General features: G+C 68.9%; 17 protein-coding genes. 7 read left to right on the forward strand and 10 right to left on the reverse strand.

Translation table 11 applies throughout. The features are described 5' to 3' along the window. The first annotated feature begins 56 nt into the window (after positions 1 to 56). Complete coding sequence (locus ACIBX3_RS16375) at positions 57 to 584, forward strand: hypothetical protein (RefSeq protein ID WP_397117559.1); 528 nt, start codon at positions 57 to 59, stop codon at positions 582 to 584. A 226-nt stretch (positions 585 to 810) separates the two neighbouring features. Here the strand turns inward: ACIBX3_RS16375 and ACIBX3_RS16380 are convergent, their stop codons facing one another. Together ACIBX3_RS16380 and ACIBX3_RS16385 are read right to left on the reverse strand one after the other, a co-directional pair. Next, a complete protein-coding gene (locus ACIBX3_RS16380) occupies positions 811 to 1,404 on the reverse strand; it encodes a DUF305 domain-containing protein (RefSeq protein ID WP_397117561.1) in 594 nt (197 codons plus the stop codon). Between the two features lie 401 nt (positions 1,405 to 1,805). Beyond that, on the reverse strand, positions 1,806 to 1,949 hold the full coding sequence (locus ACIBX3_RS16385) for a hypothetical protein (RefSeq protein WP_397117563.1): 144 nt from the start codon (positions 1,947 to 1,949) through the stop codon (positions 1,806 to 1,808). 756 nt (positions 1,950 to 2,705) lie between these two features. Here ACIBX3_RS16385 and ACIBX3_RS16390 point away from each other — a divergent pair. The 3 genes from ACIBX3_RS16390 to ACIBX3_RS16400 are packed head-to-tail and all read left to right on the forward strand — an operon-like array spanning position 2,706 to position 5,940. Then, positions 2,706 to 2,936, forward strand: a complete 231-nt coding sequence (locus ACIBX3_RS16390; RefSeq protein WP_397117565.1) for a DUF2933 domain-containing protein — start codon at positions 2,706 to 2,708, stop codon at positions 2,934 to 2,936. Then, positions 2,933 to 5,641, forward strand: coding sequence for a heavy metal translocating P-type ATPase (locus ACIBX3_RS16395; protein ID WP_397117567.1), 2,709 nt, complete (start codon positions 2,933 to 2,935; stop codon positions 5,639 to 5,641). The genes ACIBX3_RS16390 and ACIBX3_RS16395 overlap by 4 nt, the downstream gene beginning before the upstream one ends. Positions 5,642 to 5,682: 41 nt before the next feature. Beyond that, the gene (locus tag ACIBX3_RS16400; RefSeq protein ID WP_397117569.1) at positions 5,683 to 5,940 is read left to right on the forward strand and encodes a hypothetical protein; all 258 of its coding nucleotides are present in this window, start codon (positions 5,683 to 5,685) and stop codon (positions 5,938 to 5,940) included. Here ACIBX3_RS16400 and ACIBX3_RS16405 read toward each other — a convergent pair. Both ACIBX3_RS16405 and ACIBX3_RS16410 read right to left on the reverse strand, forming a co-directional pair. Then, entirely contained in the window at positions 5,937 to 7,103 is a 1,167-nt protein-coding gene (locus ACIBX3_RS16405) for a cation:proton antiporter (protein WP_397117571.1), read from the reverse strand. The genes ACIBX3_RS16400 and ACIBX3_RS16405 overlap by 4 nt on opposite strands. 4 nt (positions 7,104 to 7,107) lie before the next feature. Continuing rightward, the gene (locus ACIBX3_RS16410; protein ID WP_397117573.1) at positions 7,108 to 7,587 is read right to left on the reverse strand and encodes a cation:proton antiporter regulatory subunit; all 480 of its coding nucleotides are present in this window, start codon (positions 7,585 to 7,587) and stop codon (positions 7,108 to 7,110) included. A 250-nt stretch (positions 7,588 to 7,837) separates the two neighbouring features. On the opposite strand from ACIBX3_RS16410, the gene ACIBX3_RS16415 reads away from it, so the two are divergent. Both ACIBX3_RS16415 and ACIBX3_RS16420 read left to right on the forward strand, forming a co-directional pair. Beyond that, complete coding sequence (locus tag ACIBX3_RS16415; protein WP_397117575.1) at positions 7,838 to 8,710, forward strand: universal stress protein; 873 nt, start codon at positions 7,838 to 7,840, stop codon at positions 8,708 to 8,710. A 98-nt stretch (positions 8,711 to 8,808) separates the two neighbouring features. After that, on the forward strand, positions 8,809 to 9,000 hold the full coding sequence (locus ACIBX3_RS16420; protein ID WP_397117577.1) for a hypothetical protein: 192 nt from the start codon (positions 8,809 to 8,811) through the stop codon (positions 8,998 to 9,000). A 137-nt stretch (positions 9,001 to 9,137) separates the two neighbouring features. Here ACIBX3_RS16420 and ACIBX3_RS16425 read toward each other — a convergent pair whose 3' ends face one another. Then, positions 9,138 to 10,544: a DUF4389 domain-containing protein gene (locus ACIBX3_RS16425; protein WP_397117579.1), complete on the reverse strand. Its 1,407-nt coding sequence runs from the start codon at positions 10,542 to 10,544 to the stop codon at positions 9,138 to 9,140. Between the two features lie 219 nt (positions 10,545 to 10,763). Between ACIBX3_RS16425 and ACIBX3_RS16430 the strand changes: the two genes are divergently transcribed. Further along, on the forward strand, positions 10,764 to 10,943 hold the full coding sequence (locus ACIBX3_RS16430) for a PLD nuclease N-terminal domain-containing protein (RefSeq protein WP_397118380.1): 180 nt from the start codon (positions 10,764 to 10,766) through the stop codon (positions 10,941 to 10,943). 592 nt (positions 10,944 to 11,535) lie between these two features. Here ACIBX3_RS16430 and ACIBX3_RS16435 read toward each other — a convergent pair. The 5 genes from ACIBX3_RS16435 to ACIBX3_RS16455 all read right to left on the reverse strand — a co-directional run bounded on the left by ACIBX3_RS16435 (position 11,536) and on the right by ACIBX3_RS16455 (position 14,895). After that, complete coding sequence (locus ACIBX3_RS16435) at positions 11,536 to 12,228, reverse strand: CBS domain-containing protein (protein ID WP_397117581.1); 693 nt, start codon at positions 12,226 to 12,228, stop codon at positions 11,536 to 11,538. Continuing rightward, on the reverse strand, positions 12,225 to 12,830 hold the full coding sequence (locus ACIBX3_RS16440; protein ID WP_397117583.1) for an HPP family protein: 606 nt from the start codon (positions 12,828 to 12,830) through the stop codon (positions 12,225 to 12,227). The genes ACIBX3_RS16435 and ACIBX3_RS16440 overlap by 4 nt, the downstream gene beginning before the upstream one ends. Before the next feature lie 2 nt (positions 12,831 to 12,832). Next, positions 12,833 to 13,507: a CBS domain-containing protein gene (locus ACIBX3_RS16445; RefSeq protein WP_397117585.1), complete on the reverse strand. Its 675-nt coding sequence runs from the start codon at positions 13,505 to 13,507 to the stop codon at positions 12,833 to 12,835. A gap of 11 nt (positions 13,508 to 13,518) precedes the next feature. Continuing rightward, positions 13,519 to 13,779 carry a hypothetical protein gene (locus tag ACIBX3_RS16450; RefSeq protein ID WP_397118382.1) on the reverse strand — a complete coding sequence of 87 codons (261 nt, stop codon included), beginning with the start codon at positions 13,777 to 13,779 and terminating at the stop codon, positions 13,519 to 13,521. Between the two features lie 276 nt (positions 13,780 to 14,055). Continuing rightward, entirely contained in the window at positions 14,056 to 14,895 is an 840-nt protein-coding gene (locus ACIBX3_RS16455) for a universal stress protein (protein WP_397117587.1), read from the reverse strand. Positions 14,896 to 14,919: the final 24 nt, after the last annotated feature.

Here is a 14,919-nt window from a genome sequence, read left to right on the forward strand (position 1 = left end):
GACGGTGTGCTTGAGGTGTGACAAGGACGACGCATCCGCAGCGAAAGGGGGCCGACATGGCCGCCACCATCAACACGCCCGCCAGGCACACCGCCGCCACCACCGCCGGTAAGCACCCGGTCGACTACGTCTGGGCGATCGCCCGGATCTCGATCGGCTGGGTCTTCCTGTGGGCGTTCCTGGACAAGACCTTCGGCTGGGGCTTCGCCACTCCGGCCAACCGAGCCTGGATCGAGGGCGGCAGCCCCACGACCGGCTTCCTCAAGGGCACCGGCGAGAACGCGCTCGGCGGCTTCTTCAGCGCCCTGGCCGGCCAGGCCTGGGTGGACTGGCTGTTCATGGCCGGCCTGCTCGGCATCGGTCTCGCGCTGATCCTCGGCGTCGGCACCCGCATCGCCGCCGTCACCGGCAGCCTGATGCTGATCCTGATGTGGGCAGCCGAGCTGCCCCTGGCCAACAACCCGTTCATGGACGACCACATCATCTATTCGATCGTGCTCATCGGTCTCGCCCTCGCCAACGCGGGCACCACCCTCGGACTCGGCAACCTGCCGATCGTCCAGCGCAACCCGTACCTGAAGTAATGCGAACGGCCATGCGCCCACCTCCGGCCACCGGAGGTGGGCGCCGCGCTGTGCTGACGTGTCTTGACGTGCATTCCGGTCGGATCAGCGGGTGGCGGGCCTTTGATGGCAGGCCCATGCGGCACGCCGACGTGGTACCCACGTCGGAACGCTGGCTCACAAGCGAGGAGCCAGAGCACCCGTGTGAGGTACCGCCACCGCATCGCCAACCACGATGTCCGCTGAATCAGGTGCCCGTCGGCGAGGGCTCCGTGGGCGTGGGCCGGCCGGGCCTGCCCGTGTCATGCGGCCCCGGTGTCATGTCCGTCATATGGGGCCCTGGCGTCATGCCGGGCATGTCAGGCATGCCAGGCATGTGCGGCATGCAGGGCATGCTCTGCTCTCCGAACCACTGGACCAGGTATTGCCGCATCGTGCGTGCCTCCGCCCACTGGTCGTCGCGCACCGTGCGGGCGAAGTCGGCGGCCTCGGAATGCTGCACCTCACCGTGCATGAGGAGCTGCTGCGACATCATGATCGCCATCATGTGGTGCGGGATCATGTGCTGCAGGAACGTCTTATCGAGCTGATCTCCCGAAAGCCCCGAGAGGTCGGGCATCGTGGTCTGGCGCGGGCCTGGCGTCGGGCTCCGCCGGTACCACTGGTCCAACCAACCCCTCATCTTGCCGACCTCGGCAGTCTGCGTTGTGACGATCGACTGCCCGAGCCGCCGCATGTCGGACCGCTCGGAACGCTGCAGTTGCCGCGCCGCGGTGATGGCATCCTCGTGGTGCGGCACCATCTGCGACAGGTAGTCGTACTCGCTGGTGACGGGATGCATCGGCCCCATGCCCGGGCACGTCGGCTGCATACCTGTAGGAGAAGGACTCGGGGACGGCATCGGCGGAGACTCCAGGGCCGCCGCGGTGCCTCCCGAGACTGCGGTGATGGCGGCCAGGAATGCCCCTGCAGCGATTCTGGTCTTCGTAGAGCGTCGCTTCATGCGTCTCCCCCAAACGCCGATCCGACACCTACGTCCACGGTAACCCCACTGCTCTGACCGGCAGGATGGGAGGTCCGCCGGCCCCAGACCGGACTGCCGACCCGAAGTCCTGCTCCGGTGGAGGGCGCGTTCCGGCCGGCTGGAAATATGCCTGCGGGGTTACTCAGTGTGCGCGAGGCCACCGGGAATTTCCGGCACCGGGCAACGCCAATCAAGAAATCGCCGCCGACGCGGGTGACTCAGCGGTCGCCCACCTCAAGATGGTGGCGGGCGAGCTTGGCCGGGAACTCACCAGCGGCGAATCGGTCTTCCGCAGGGTGATCAAAGAGACCCTGATAGGTGGGATGCGCCAGAGCGACCGCCGTGACCTCCTCGAAGAACAACTGGCACCGGGCTCCAGGACGCGGACGATCTCGGTCAGAGTCGCTCGCCAGTCGGGGATGCGATGGATGATGCCGAAGGTTTCTACTCGGTTCATCAACATGGCCGGCGACGTCCTTACTGCGACGACTGCGTTGCCCCGCCTTTCAGGACTGAATCCCGGCGTGGTGAGCCCTGGCCCAGGTACAGCGTCCCTCGACCTTCGCCAGCTCTAGGAAGCTCGGTGGCCGAGAGGTCCAGCTTTACTATTCCATCTACTACGACGAATAGCGGCTTTGGAAAGAAGAACGAGGATGTGCGGAATCCACGGCCAGAATCCGCGATCATGGAGAACCTCTCCGGGCCTTGTGATGCACCTGTCTCTGCCCGCAAAAGGCAACCGCCAACGAAGATCATCGATCTCGTCCGCCGCTGCTGCTGCGGATCTCAGGACCACCTCGCCGGTGGACAGGCACGCTTCATGTCACGTCTGGAGCCGGGGATAGCATGTGTGTCAAGGCAGGTGGTGGCCTGTATGAACGCGAACGGCGGCGCCCCACGTCCACAACTTGCGCGGAGCCACGAGTCATGGTCGCGCTGGACGGCTCATCGGCAAGCCCGGCCGCCTCATGCGAGAGGGGGTATGGATCTCCTTCGGGGAGGCGCTGCCCGTGGGACCTTTGGCCCTGCCTCTAGGTACTTTCTGCCGTTCCATCGGGAGCCGCCGGCGAACACACTCAACATGACTCCTACTTCCAATAGTAGAAGGGGTGGAGACCATGATGAAACAACATCTCGCGCTGGCTGCCGTCGCGGCCGTGGCCGCGGTCGTGGCCGTCTGGGCCGGCGCACCGGTGAGCACGGTCCTCCTCGTGGCACTTCTTCTGGCGTGCCCGCTGATGATGCTGCTGATGATGCGGTCCATGGGCGGCGACCAGGCCGGCCACCAGCACCAGCAGACGCCTGAGGACGACCGAACCCGGAACGTGAAGGGAACCGATGTGTCGTGACCGCATCCGACTGGGTGGTCATCGCCGCTTCAGCGGGGTTGCTCGCCTTCATCGCCTGGTACTTCTTCGGCCCGAGAAAGAGCCGGCTCGCGGATCTGCACGAGGGGCTGCAGGAGGTCGAGGTCACCGTCAAGGGCGGGTATTCGCCCGACGTGATCCGCGCCCGCCAGGGCGTCCCACTGCGCCTGGTCTTCGACCGCCGGGAAGGCGGTGAGTGCACCTCACACGTGGTCTTCCCCGACTTCGGGGTTGACCGGGTGCTGCCCGCGTTCCAGCGCACCGCCGTCGAACTGACCCTATCCGAGGCCGGCGAGTACGGCTTCGCGTGCGGCATGAACATGGTGCGCGGCCGTCTCATCATCGAACCAGGCACAGACGCTGAGCCTCCACGTGGCCAGGCGACCGTGAGCCGGCGCGTCGAGAACGCATCAGGCCAGGAGAGGATCGACGTGCCGAGCCCCGCCGCTTCGGAGGGTGGGGACGATGCCGAGGCGGCCGAGCGGCGGGCGGAGATCCGGGACCTGTCGCGCCGGGTGCTGATCGGGGCGGTGCTGACCGCACCGGTGGCGCTGGCGGTGATGGCGCACGAGTTCTTCGGCGCCGCCTGGGTGCCGGCGCTCCTGCTTGACCGCTGGGTGCAGCTGATGCTGATCACACCGGTGATGGTCTACGCGGGCTGGCCCATCCACCGAGTCGGCTGGCTGAGCCTGCGCCACCGGGCGGCGGAGATGAACAGCCTCATCACTCTCGGCACAACCGCCGCCTATGGCTACAGCCTGCTGGTCACCGTAGCCCCTGGGCTGCTGCCACCGGAACTGCAGGACGTGTACTACGAGGCAGTCGGCGTCATCCTGACGCTGATCCTGCTCGGCCGCCTCCTGGAATCGCGTGCCAAGGCCGGCACCGGCGAGGCCATCCGCAAGCTGATCGGGCTGCAGGCCAGGACCGCCAGGGTCCGCCGCGACGGCGCCGAACGGGAGATCCCCATCGCCGAGGTCCTGCCCGGCGATCTGGTGATCGTCCGGCCGGGCGAGAAGGTTCCGGTGGACGGCGTGGTCGTCGAGGGCCACTCGACGCTGGATGAGTCCATGGTCACCGGCGAGTCGATCCCGGTGGAGAAGGAGCCAGGCGACCAGGTGGTGGGCGCGACCGTCAACCAGACCGGCGCCTTCACCTTCCGGGCCGAGAAGGTCGGCGCCCAGACGGTGCTGGCCCAGATCATCCGCTTGGTCCAGGCGGCTCAGGCGTCCAGGGCGCCCATTCAGCGCCTGGCCGACCTGGTGTCCGGTTACTTCGTCCCGGTGGTCATGGCCATCGCCGTGGTGACGTTCACGGTCTGGTACGTCGCGGGCCCCTCGCCCGCCGTCACCCTCGCCCTCGTGGCGGCGGTGGCGGTGCTGATCATCGCGTGCCCCTGCGCGCTCGGCCTTGCCACTCCATTGTCGATCATGGTGGGCACCGGCAAGGGCGCCCAGGCCGGCATCCTGATCCGCGACGCGGCGGCGCTGGAGACCGCGCATCGGCTCGACACGATCGTCCTGGACAAGACCGGCACCATCACCCGCGGCAGGCCCGCGTTGACCGACGTGCTCCCCGTCGGGGCGCGCACCGAGGAAGACCTGCTCCGGTTGGCCGCCTCCACCGAACGCTCCTCAGAGCATCCGCTCGGCCAGGCGGTGGTCACCGGCGCGGCCGAACGGGGTCTGGCGCTCGCAGACCCCTCCGGCTTCGGGTCGGTGACCGGCCAGGGCGTCTCCGCCGTCGTCGACGGCCACCGCGTGCTGGTCGGCGGCCGCCGGCTGCTGTCCGCTGAAGGAGTACAGGTGGCGGAGTTGGAGACGGGCGCCGAACAGATCGCCGCGGCGGGCCGTACGCCGGTCATGGTGGCCGTGGACGGCGACCCCGCCGGGGTGCTCGGCGTGGCCGACACCGTCAAGGACGACTCCCGCGACGCCGTGGCCGCGCTCCACCGGCTCGGCCTCAACGTAGTGATGATCACGGGCGACAACCGGCGCACCGCCGAGGCCATCGCCCGCCAGGTCGGCATCACGCGTGTGCTGGCCGAGGTGCTTCCCGAGCACAAGGCCGCCGAGATCGCCCGGCTGCAGGGCGAGGGCCGCCGGGTAGGCATGGTGGGTGACGGCGTCAACGACGCTCCCGCCCTGGCGCAGGCCAACGTCGGTTTCGCCATCGGTACGGGCACCGACGTCGCGATCGAGGCCTCGGACGTCACCCTGATCTCCGGGGCGCTGGAGGGCATCGTCACCGCGGTCCGGCTCTCCCGCACGACCATGCGTAACATCCGCCAGAACCTGTTCCTGGCCTTCGTCTACAACGTGGTCGGCATCCCCATCGCGGCCGGCGTTCTGTACCCGTTCCTGGGCTTGCGGCTCTCGCCCATCATCGCGGCCGCCGCGATGGCCCTGTCCTCGCTGTCGGTGGTCGGCAACGCCAACCGGCTGCGCCGCTTCTCCCCGCCGCGCCTGCGCCCCGCGCCGGAGGTCCCGGCGAGCCTCGCCGTCATCGTCGAGACCGGGAACGAGACCGAGCAGGCCGTCGATCCCGTCTGCGGCATGCAGGTCGACACCGCCACCGCCGCCGAGTCAATCGAACGTGACGGCACCACGTACTGGTTCTGCTCCACTCACTGCCGTGACGCCTTCGCCACACGTGGACCACTGTCGCACTCCCACCATGGCGGCTGACGCGCTCGTGCTCCGAGCCCTGCCTGTCGCCTGGGGAGGCGGTGAATGAGCACCCTGCCGGCAAGGCCGAGCTGCTCCGCCCGGCTCAGTCCGGAAACGCAGGAACGGGGCGGGACCGTACAGTGGTCCTGCCCCCGCAGATCGGCCTCCTCGCTCAGGCCGTGGTGCAGATCGGACTCCAGCAGGAGCACCACTTCGTGCGGACCAGAGTGTGGTGGGCGGTGTTCTCGGGGCGTACGACGGCGGTCTGCGTCATACCGCCAGTCCACAGCCTGTGCGGCGCCGGCTTACGGACCTAAGTCCCTTGCAACTGGTCAGAAGGTCGCTGTGCGGGCCGGGTGCCGGTGAGGCGGGTGATGAGCGGCCCGGAGACGGCCAGCACGAACACGTAGGCGGTCACCAGCGGCGCCAGAACGGGGAGCTGTGTGCCGGCCAGACCAACGATGACGAGGGAGAACTCTCCGCGGGCGATCAGCGCGGCGCCCGCACGCAGCCGCCCGCGCCGCCCCACCCCGTCGCGGGAGGCCGCGTACCGGCCGGTGAACATCTTTGTCAGCCCGGTGGCCACGGCCAATGCCAGCGCGGCCGGCAGCACCGGCACCAGCGCGGCGGGAGCCACCGAAAGGCCGATGGCCACGAAGAACACCGCGGCGAACAGGTCACGCAGCGGCGCGATGACGGCACGCGCGCGCTCGGCGGTCTGCCCGGTCAAGGCCAGGCCGACGAGGAAGGCGCCCACCGCCGCCGAGGCACGCACGAGCTCGGCCAGCGCCGCCACGACCATGGTGAGCCCGAGCATGCGCAACATCAGCTGCTCGTTGTCCGGGTGCTCCACGAGCCGGCCGATGTGGTGCCCCCACCGGGAAGAGGCCGCGAAAGCGGCCAGCACCGCACCCACCGCGACCAGCGCGCCCGTCGTGGCCTGCCACCAGGTGCCACCGGAGGCCAGCACGGCCAGCACCGGCAGGTAGGCGGCCATCAGGAAGTCCTCCAGCACCAGCACCGACAACACCGAAGGGGTCTCACGGTTGCCCAACCGCCGCAGGTCGCCCAGCAGCCGGGCGATGATCCCGGAGGAGGAGATGTAGGTGGCACCGGCCAGCGCCAGAACGCCGACGCCGTCCAGGCCGAGCAACCAACCGGCCACGACGCCGGGGACGGCGTTGACCAGCAGATCCACACCGGCGGATGGCAGGTGATGACGCATGCTCGTGGTGAACTCGGCGATGGAGAACTCCAGACCGAGCGCCAGCAGCAGCAGCACGATCCCGATGGAGGCCCCGGCCTGGACAAACTGTTCAGCGGCCGGGACCGGCAGCACGCCTCCCTGCCCGAGCGCCAGACCAGCCAGCAGGTAGAGCGGGACCGGTGACAGGGCCACGCGGCGTGCCAAGGAACCCACCACGCTGAGGACAGCCAGAATAAGGCCCAGCTCCAGCAGCAGCGCGATCGAGACGTGCACCCGCTCAGTCCCGGATGATCCGCTTGACGCCGTCGATGCCCTCCCGGGTGCCCACCACCACAAGCACGTCGGCGGCCCGCAATACCTGGTCAGGGCCGGGGGAGGCGATCACGTCGGCGCCGCGCACGATCGCCACTACCGATGCGCCGGTGCGGGTGCGCGCCCGCGTGTGGCCCAGCGGGCGATCCACATACGGCGAACCCGGCGCCACCCGCACCGGTTCAGAGCTGAGGCCGGGCACCTCCCGTGTCAAGTCGGCGAACCGCTCGGCGATCCGTGGCGCGCCCAAGATCTGGGCCAACGCCTCGGCCTCCTCCTCATTCAGCCGAAACAGCGGCCTGCCCTCGTCCCGATCGCCGCCGAGATAGCCGACCACCTCGAACTCGCCCGTACGCCGGGCCACCACACCAATGCGCTCCCCCGCCTGGGTGGTGAACTCATACCGCAGGCCCACGCCCGGCAACAGCACCTCGTTCACATCCATGCAGCCATCATTCACCGCAGGCGGGCATTTCCTGTGGAACGTCACCGCCGGGCAACCGCCCCATCAGGGCGAGCGCACCTCTGGCTGACCGGTCGGGCCGCGAGACGCAAAGGACCAATGGCAGGCAAAACATGTCCAACGCCCCCATTGTGGGTAGCTGGCTCCAGTGATGCTGACGGTGAAGCTGGTGGCGCCCTTCTGAGGGCACACTCCGGTTCCGCGGCCAACAGGATGCCAAGGAGGTTCGAAGATGGCGATCGATGTGATTGTGGGCTACGACGGGTCCCCGGCGGCCGCTGCGGCGATCGATGCCGGTGCGGCGCTGTTCCCGCAGGCACACGTGTGGATCACTCACCTATGGACCCCGCCGTTCGCCAGCGAAAGCCTGCGCCGGCGGCTGTGGACGGGCGCCGCCGACCTCGACCATTTCATCGAGGCGATCGAGCGTGAAGGCGAAGCCGAGGCCCGTCGGCTTGCCGACAGAGGTGTCAGGCTCGCACGCACCGCCGGATGGGACGCCGAGCCACTGGTGCGGCGCGCCTACGGTGGCGAAGGCCTGTATTTCGCGCAACTCGCGGAGGAGTTGGACGCCGACCTGGTCCTGGTCGGCTCGCGTGGCCTCGGCGGCGCCCGAGCGGTCCTGGGCAGCGTTTCGGACATGGTGGTGCACTACACGCCACGTCCTGTCATGGTCGTGCCACACCCCCTGCTCAGCGCCGAGCAGACCGCGCTGGCAAGCGGGCCGGTGCTCATCGGCTGGGACGGCTCGCCCGGAGCCGAAGCCGCCTTCGCGGCGGCGGGGCGGCTGTTTGCGGGACGGGACATGGTGATCGTGTCCGTGGACGGCGGGGAGATCCCGCCGCCTACCGACAGCCTGCCGCCCGCCGACGGCATCACCGTGGACCGGCTCGATGTCACCGGCGGCTCTGGAACCCCGGGGCGCGCCGTGGCCGAGGCGCTCGACGCCTGCGGCCGCAGTCGCGGCGCGGCCACGCTGGTTCTCGGATCACGGGGGCGCTCGGTGGCGCGGGAAATCCTCACCGGCAGCGTCGCCATGGCGACCCTGCACCACGCCCACCGGCCGGTCATGGTCGTACGCCAGCCCCACAAGGAACCCGCGTAAGGTTCGAGCCACAGCGGGATCCTCCACGCGGGGCCGACGCTCCGGGCCGTTCGCGCGCTGCCGCCGCTCCTGCCAGGCCGCTGGCCCAGAAGACCACTGTGTTCGAGGCCGGAGGCCGGTGGCAGGTGATTGCCTCCGGCCTCACGCCTCTGCCCGTCCTAGCGGCCTTCCAGCGCTACCTCCTTGGGCGGGCAATAAACGACGTGATGATGACCGTGACCGCGAAGATCACGGAGATGATGACGATCGCGACAGGCCAATCCATGATGGCCTCCTTCCATCGAGCCTGACACTCTCAGCCCACGTCGACAGGGCCGCCCGCGCCAGGGACGAACGTCCCGCCCAAGGTCCCGGAACCCGGTGTGATCGGGCGAGGGACCATGGGCGCGGTAGGGAATCCGTCATTGCTTGTGTGAGCGATTGTCTTTCAGGGCCGGGGCGTCGGTGCGGCATGCGTGGTGGCGGAGACGGGTTTTCTGGTGAGACGGACGCCGAGCAGGATGAGCCCGGTGCCGGAGATCAGCAGGATCATGGTGGTGACGAACAGCCCCGCGGTCAGCCCGTCCAGCCACGGGAGCGTGGCTGCCAGCCGGAGGTCGGCCGAGATCGTGGGGCTCGCGTCCGGGTTCATGATCACGAGGGTCCAGTCGCCTGGCTCGATGTCCCATTCGAGGCTGCCAGACCCCGTCGCCGTCCAGAAAGTTTGCGTGGCAGGAGGCGTGGCCGGTTGTCCGCCCGGGTGCCGCGCGTAGGAGATGTCGTTGGGGCCCGGGCCGAAGGCCAGGTGGGTGATGCGATCGTGGCCGGCGTTCTTCAGGTACGCCTCGACGTCGGCTCGCGGACCGATGCCGATGAACAGCGGGGTGCCGCTGGTGGCCGTCTCGACGCGGACCTTGCCGGTGAAGCCGCGCAGGTACTCCACGCCCTGGCCGCCAATGGCGATCTCGTCCGTGGTCAGCGCGTAGGCCGGAGTGGCGATCCGCTCGCTGGTGGTGCTGATGAAGCCGGTGCCGGCACGGGACTGGGCGAGCAGTGCCGAGAGCGAGCCGGCCGCCGCTGTGCCGATTGCGCCGAACGCCAGCAGCGCGCCTACGACGATCGCCACGATCGAGCTGGCGCCGTGTTGTACGGGCGCGTGCCGCGGCTCGGGCGGCGCCTGCATCCGCGGCAGTTCGTGCCCGCCCTGCTCGAGCCGGAACGGCGGGTAGGTGTCGGTCATGAGGGTGGCGTACGCGGCCACCCGGAGCGCCCACCGGTTCATGCCGAGCACGAGGTCGTAGAGCCCGTGCGGGTAGCGGCCGGTGAACAGCAGGAAGAGAGCGGCGATGAGGACCAGCAGGCCGATGAGGCCGCCCCAGTCGAGCGTGTAGAGCACGCCGCCGCCGTCGGGCAGGTCGCTCCGCCAGGAGATGATGCTGCCGCTGGTGAACAGGCCCACGATGAGGTAGTGCGGGATGGCCAGCAGCCACCACTTGATCAGCACCAGACCGCGGGAGAGCCGTTCGGGGTAGTCGATCTCCAGCGTGGCCGGGTAGTCCGGGGCCGGGCCGAGGGTGAAGGGCGGGTAGCGGTCGGTGCCCAGCGCGCCGTAGGTGTAGTAGGCCACCCGCCAGGTCCAGCGCAGCACGCCGAGGTTGAAGTCGAACAGCGCGCGGGGGTAGTGGCCGGTGAACAGGATCGCGAAGAACGCGACGACGGTGAGGACCGCGAAGGCGATCCACAGCAGGCTCAGCACGATGTAGTGGGGGATCGCCAGGAGCCACTTGACGATCCAGAGGCCTCGATTGAGCGGCTCCTCGAGCCGGGCCTCCACTCTTACGGGATAAGTACTCATACTTCGAGCGCACCACCATTCCGCGCAAATGCCTCGAGGCGAAGGTCCCGATCTGGGCGCCGATGGACACCAGCCGCGAAGGAAGGGTCCAAGGACCTCAGACTTGGGACCTCTTTCTCCGGACGGCGGTCGGTGAGAGCGCCACCCTTGGTGCCCAAGGGCACGAGAGAAGAGGGTCCGCTGATGCGTTGGGACGAGATGTCGAAGAGGCAGCAGGGCATGCTGCTGACGCTGGCGTCCGTGGAAGTCGCGCTGACTACGGCTGCCGTGGTTGATCTCTCCTTCCGCCCTCAGGACGACGTACGTGGACGGAAGGGCCTGTGGTGGGTGGGGAGCTTCGTTCAGCCCTTCGGACCCATTGCCTACCTGCTGTGGGGACGACGACGGCCATGCACGTGATCTCGCCGTGGAAGATGCTGGATCGTCTCCAGATCTGCCTGGTGAACCCGGTCGTCGCCCCCTGGTTGCTCCGGACGCCGCCGGCGTCAGTGGATGCCTTCCTGGCGGCCGGGCACACCATCGTGCAATTGCCGCAGGTCGGGCAACCGGACGTCGCGCGCGGACCGGTGCCCATGGAGGCGAAGAAGCACGTCCGCCCGGGACCGCGCCCTCGCACGCCCAACGGCGCCACCTTGGGCGCCCCCACGGGAACCGCCTCCCGGCACGCCGTCACGCATGCGAAACAGCGTGGAACGCGGCGGGATGGGTGTAACGCTTGACGGAGTCGGGGCTCGCCGCGAAACCGAAGACCAGCTCACCGTCGCGCGGTGCTTCGCCGGGTGACGCGTCCTGGGGCTGGGCTCTCGCAGCCGGTAAGCGCCCGGCGCCTGCTCGTAGGTCCAGCCGGTGGGAGGTCAGCGGCCGAGTCCAATTCGGCGAAGCGGATCATGCCGTCGCGGACCGCCGGGCCCACGACGGGTACCCGCGCTCGCGCGGTGCCTTGATCAGCGGGTCCAGCGAGTCCAGCGAGTCCAGGATGGCCGGTTCCATGTCATGCTCCACCCCACATGGGCATGTTCGCGATGTCGTCGTGTTTCCAGGCGAGGTTGTCGTGTACGGCCACGACGCCGTCGAGGTTCTCGGCCAGGCGGACGGCGGTGATGGCCTGGCTGTGCTCGGGGAGCGTTCCGTTCAGGGTGACCACGCCGTCGGCCACCGTGACCTCTATGGCGAGCACGTCGCTGTGGATGGTATCCCGCACTTGGCGGTCGATGTCGGTATCGGCGCGGAGGAAGACCTTGATCAGGTCGCGGCGGCTGACGATGCCGACGAGCCTGCCTTCGGCGTCGACCACGGGCAGGCGCTTGACGCCGTGCTTGTCCATCTGCCGCGCTGCCAGCACGACGGCGACGTCGGGATTGGTGGTGTGGGCCGGCGAGGTCATCAGCGCGCCGGCGGTCTCACCGAGCGCCTTGTAGAAACCGCTGCCCTCACTGCCGACGGTGTGGCGGATGCGGGCACGCAGCGGCGGGGTGTAGCCGTCGCCGTAGTAGCGCTCCTTGAACTCCTGTTTGGCCAGCAGGTCGGCCTCGGACACCACGCCCAGGACGCGGTTGTCGTCGTCGAGCACGGGCACGCCGCTGACGCCTCGGTTGATGAGCAGCTCGGCCACGGTGTGAAAGGAGGCGTTCTGGTTGACTGCGGCCACGTCGGTGGTCATCACGTCCTGAACTATGGTTCTCATGGTGATCTCCTGAGGTGCTTGACCCGGATGACGCCGGGCACGGTGCGGGCGAGCAGGCCGGCGATGTGGTCGGCGTGCTCGTGGGGTGGCCCGGACAGCTCGGCCACGCCGTTGTGCACGGCGACGTCCCAGCTCGGGCCCGAGGGATATTGCTCACGCAGTACGGCAGCAACCGCCTCGCGCAACTCCTCGTCGGGCCGGGCCAGCATCGCCATCAGGTCGCGGCGGCTGACCATGCCGACGATTCGATCGCCTCGGAGGACGGGCAGGCTCTTGATCCGTCTGCCCACCATGAGGTCGATGGCAGTGGTGACGTCGGTGGTCTCGGTGACGGTGACGACCTCGCTGGTCATGACCTCCATGACCCGGCGAGGGGGAGACTCAGCCAGCGGAGGGGCGGGTGTCACGGTTGCGCGGGGGTCGGGCTCGAACTCGCCGCGCAGCAGGTCGAGCTCGCTGACCACGCCGACGAGGCGGTCGCTGTCGTCGACGACGGGGGCGGCGGTGATGTTGTGGCCGTGGAGCATCCGGATGGCCTGCCGCACCGGGTCGGTACGGCGGACCGTAATGGCCGGGCTGCTCATGACCTCGCGTACAAGCATGGCTATCTGGCCTCCCAAGCGGAGTCGTCGTGTTTCCAGGTGAGCTTGTTGATCACCTCGACGACGCCGTTGACGCGGCCGGTCATGCGGGCGGCGATCCCCGCTTCGGTACGGCGGTCCATCTGCCCGGACAGTGTCACCACCCCGTTGTCCACCGAGACGGTGACGCCGGAGGTGTCCACCCACAGGCTGCGGTCCAGGACGTCGTCGCGAACCTCGACGGCGATCTCGGCGTCGCTGCGCACGAATACCTTGACCAGGTCGCGGCGGCTGACCATGCCGACCAGGCGGCCGTTGGGGGCGACGACGGCGAGTCGTTTGACGTCGTGGGCGTCCATCAGGCGGGCGGCGGTGACCGCCGAGGCTGTGGGGGAGACGGCGATCGCGGGACTGGTCATCAGGTCGGCGGCGGTGTCGCCGTTGGCCTTCTGCTTGCCTTTGGGGTGGCGCAGCCGGGCGCGCAACGGGGGACGGTAGCCCTCGCGGTAGAACTCCTCGCGGAACTCCTCCTTGCACAGCAGATCGGCCTCGGACACCATGCCGATCACATGGCCGTCGTCGCCAGTGACCGGCACGGCGCTGATGCTGCCAGTAATGAGCGCTTCGGCGATGTCCTTGAACGGGGTGGCGGCGGTGACGGAAACGACCTTCCTCGTCATCACGTCTGCGACGGTCATGCGCATGGCGGTCAGCTCTTTTCTGGCTCCAGCAGGAAGACGTCCGTTCGGTTGCTTTCATCACATCTCGCGAAGGAGACAAGGATTAGGGCCGGAAGTCCCAAGCGGCGCAGTCGTTGGTCAGCGCATGCGGCGCAGCAGCGGCGAGGGTGGCGGCTCACAGAGGTGATCCTGATCCGGGCGTCCACCGTCGTCGCGCCGTCCGGGGTGACGATGACCGGGTTGAAGTCGAGCTCAGCCGCCTGCGACAGGTCGTCGAGCAGCCCGCCGATTCGGGGTGATCTGGTCGGCTAGGGCGCCGACGTCGGCCGGTGGCGAGCCGCGGTAACCGTGCAGCAGCGGGGCGCAGCGCAGCTCGCCGATCATGTGTGCGGCGTCGGTGACGGGCGGCACCCGGAACCAGCAGATCGGCCATCACCCCACGCCAACCATGCCCAGCGGCCCGAATGCCGGGTAGTTGACGCCGCCCAGCATCCGCTGGACGATCGCGCCGGTGGCTCTCACTGTCAAGGCTTTCCCACAGGCCGGCGCTACAGCAGTGCCGGTTCTTAACGCACGATCGCGACCGGGCATGGAGCATGCCGCAACATGGCCGCCGTCACGGAGCCGAACCGTCCGTGCGGGCTCCCGACGACCACCAGGGTCGCGTCGGTGACGGCGGCGAGCGCCTCGCCTGCCCGTGACTGTGTCGTACGCGCCTCGATCACGACCTTCGGCTGCTTCTCTCTCCACGGCTTGAGCACTTGCGCCAGCCAGTTGTCGGCCGCGTTTCGAACGGCCAGGGGGTCGAGGGCTGGGAACGTAATCCCTCCCCAGGCCACCGGAGGCTGGTGCCAGGCGTGCACCACGAGCAACGGCAGGCCGCGCACGGACGCTTCCGCACAGGCGAAGGCGAGCACCGCATCGGCCTTGCCGTCGTCCGCCAGGCCCACCACGATCGGTCCCGGGTGGGGCCTTCGCGGCAGCGGGCCTCTGCCACGGACGACGATGACCGGACACTGCGCGTGGGCCACCGCATGGGCTGCCACGGAGCCGGTCACCGATCGCGCCACCGGGCCCAGTCCGCGGGAGCCGACCACGAGCAGTCCGGCATCAGCCGACAGCTCCTCCAGCCGCCCGGTCGCCGAACCCTCGTACAGATCAGGGCGCACATCCAGTCCTGGGGAACTGGCTCGCGCGCAGTCGGCGCCGTGCCACAGCACGTGCTCGGCCGCGTGGCGCAGCGAGTCACGAGCCGCCGGATCCCCGTCGCCGTACGGCCACTGCCACGCGTGGCAGACGATGAGGGGAAGCTTGCGGAGCTCGGCCTCGTCCATCGCCCAGTCCAGGGCCTGCACCGAGTGGTCGGAGCCGTCGTAGCCGATCACCACGCCCCTTGTCTCGTTCACATATCCACTCTTGGCAGACCACAG

The sequence above is a fragment of the Nonomuraea sp. NPDC049480 genome (genome assembly GCF_044465905.1).
Classification (GTDB): Bacteria; Actinomycetota; Actinomycetes; order Streptosporangiales; family Streptosporangiaceae; genus Nonomuraea.

Excerpts from the sequence above, each read along its gene's own strand:
- ACIBX3_RS16435 (WP_397117581.1), bottom strand. The coding sequence starts at position 12,228 with ATGAGAACCATAGTTCAGGACGTGATGACCACCGACGTGGCCGCAGTC.
- ACIBX3_RS16375 (WP_397117559.1), top strand. The coding sequence starts at position 57 with ATGGCCGCCACCATCAACACGCCCGCCAGGCACACCGCCGCCACCACC.
- ACIBX3_RS16410 (WP_397117573.1), bottom strand. The coding sequence starts at position 7,587 with ATGGATGTGAACGAGGTGCTGTTGCCGGGCGTGGGCCTGCGGTATGAG.
- ACIBX3_RS16390 (WP_397117565.1), top strand. The coding sequence starts at position 2,706 with ATGATGAAACAACATCTCGCGCTGGCTGCCGTCGCGGCCGTGGCCGCG.
- ACIBX3_RS16440 (WP_397117583.1), bottom strand. The coding sequence starts at position 12,830 with ATGCTTGTACGCGAGGTCATGAGCAGCCCGGCCATTACGGTCCGCCGT.
- ACIBX3_RS16445 (WP_397117585.1), bottom strand. The coding sequence starts at position 13,507 with ATGACCGTCGCAGACGTGATGACGAGGAAGGTCGTTTCCGTCACCGCC.
- ACIBX3_RS16380 (WP_397117561.1), bottom strand. The coding sequence starts at position 1,404 with ATGCATCCCGTCACCAGCGAGTACGACTACCTGTCGCAGATGGTGCCG.
- ACIBX3_RS16415 (WP_397117575.1), top strand. The coding sequence starts at position 7,838 with ATGGCGATCGATGTGATTGTGGGCTACGACGGGTCCCCGGCGGCCGCT.
- ACIBX3_RS16425 (WP_397117579.1), bottom strand. The coding sequence starts at position 10,544 with ATGAGTACTTATCCCGTAAGAGTGGAGGCCCGGCTCGAGGAGCCGCTC.
- ACIBX3_RS16430 (WP_397118380.1), top strand. The coding sequence starts at position 10,764 with ATGCTGCTGACGCTGGCGTCCGTGGAAGTCGCGCTGACTACGGCTGCC.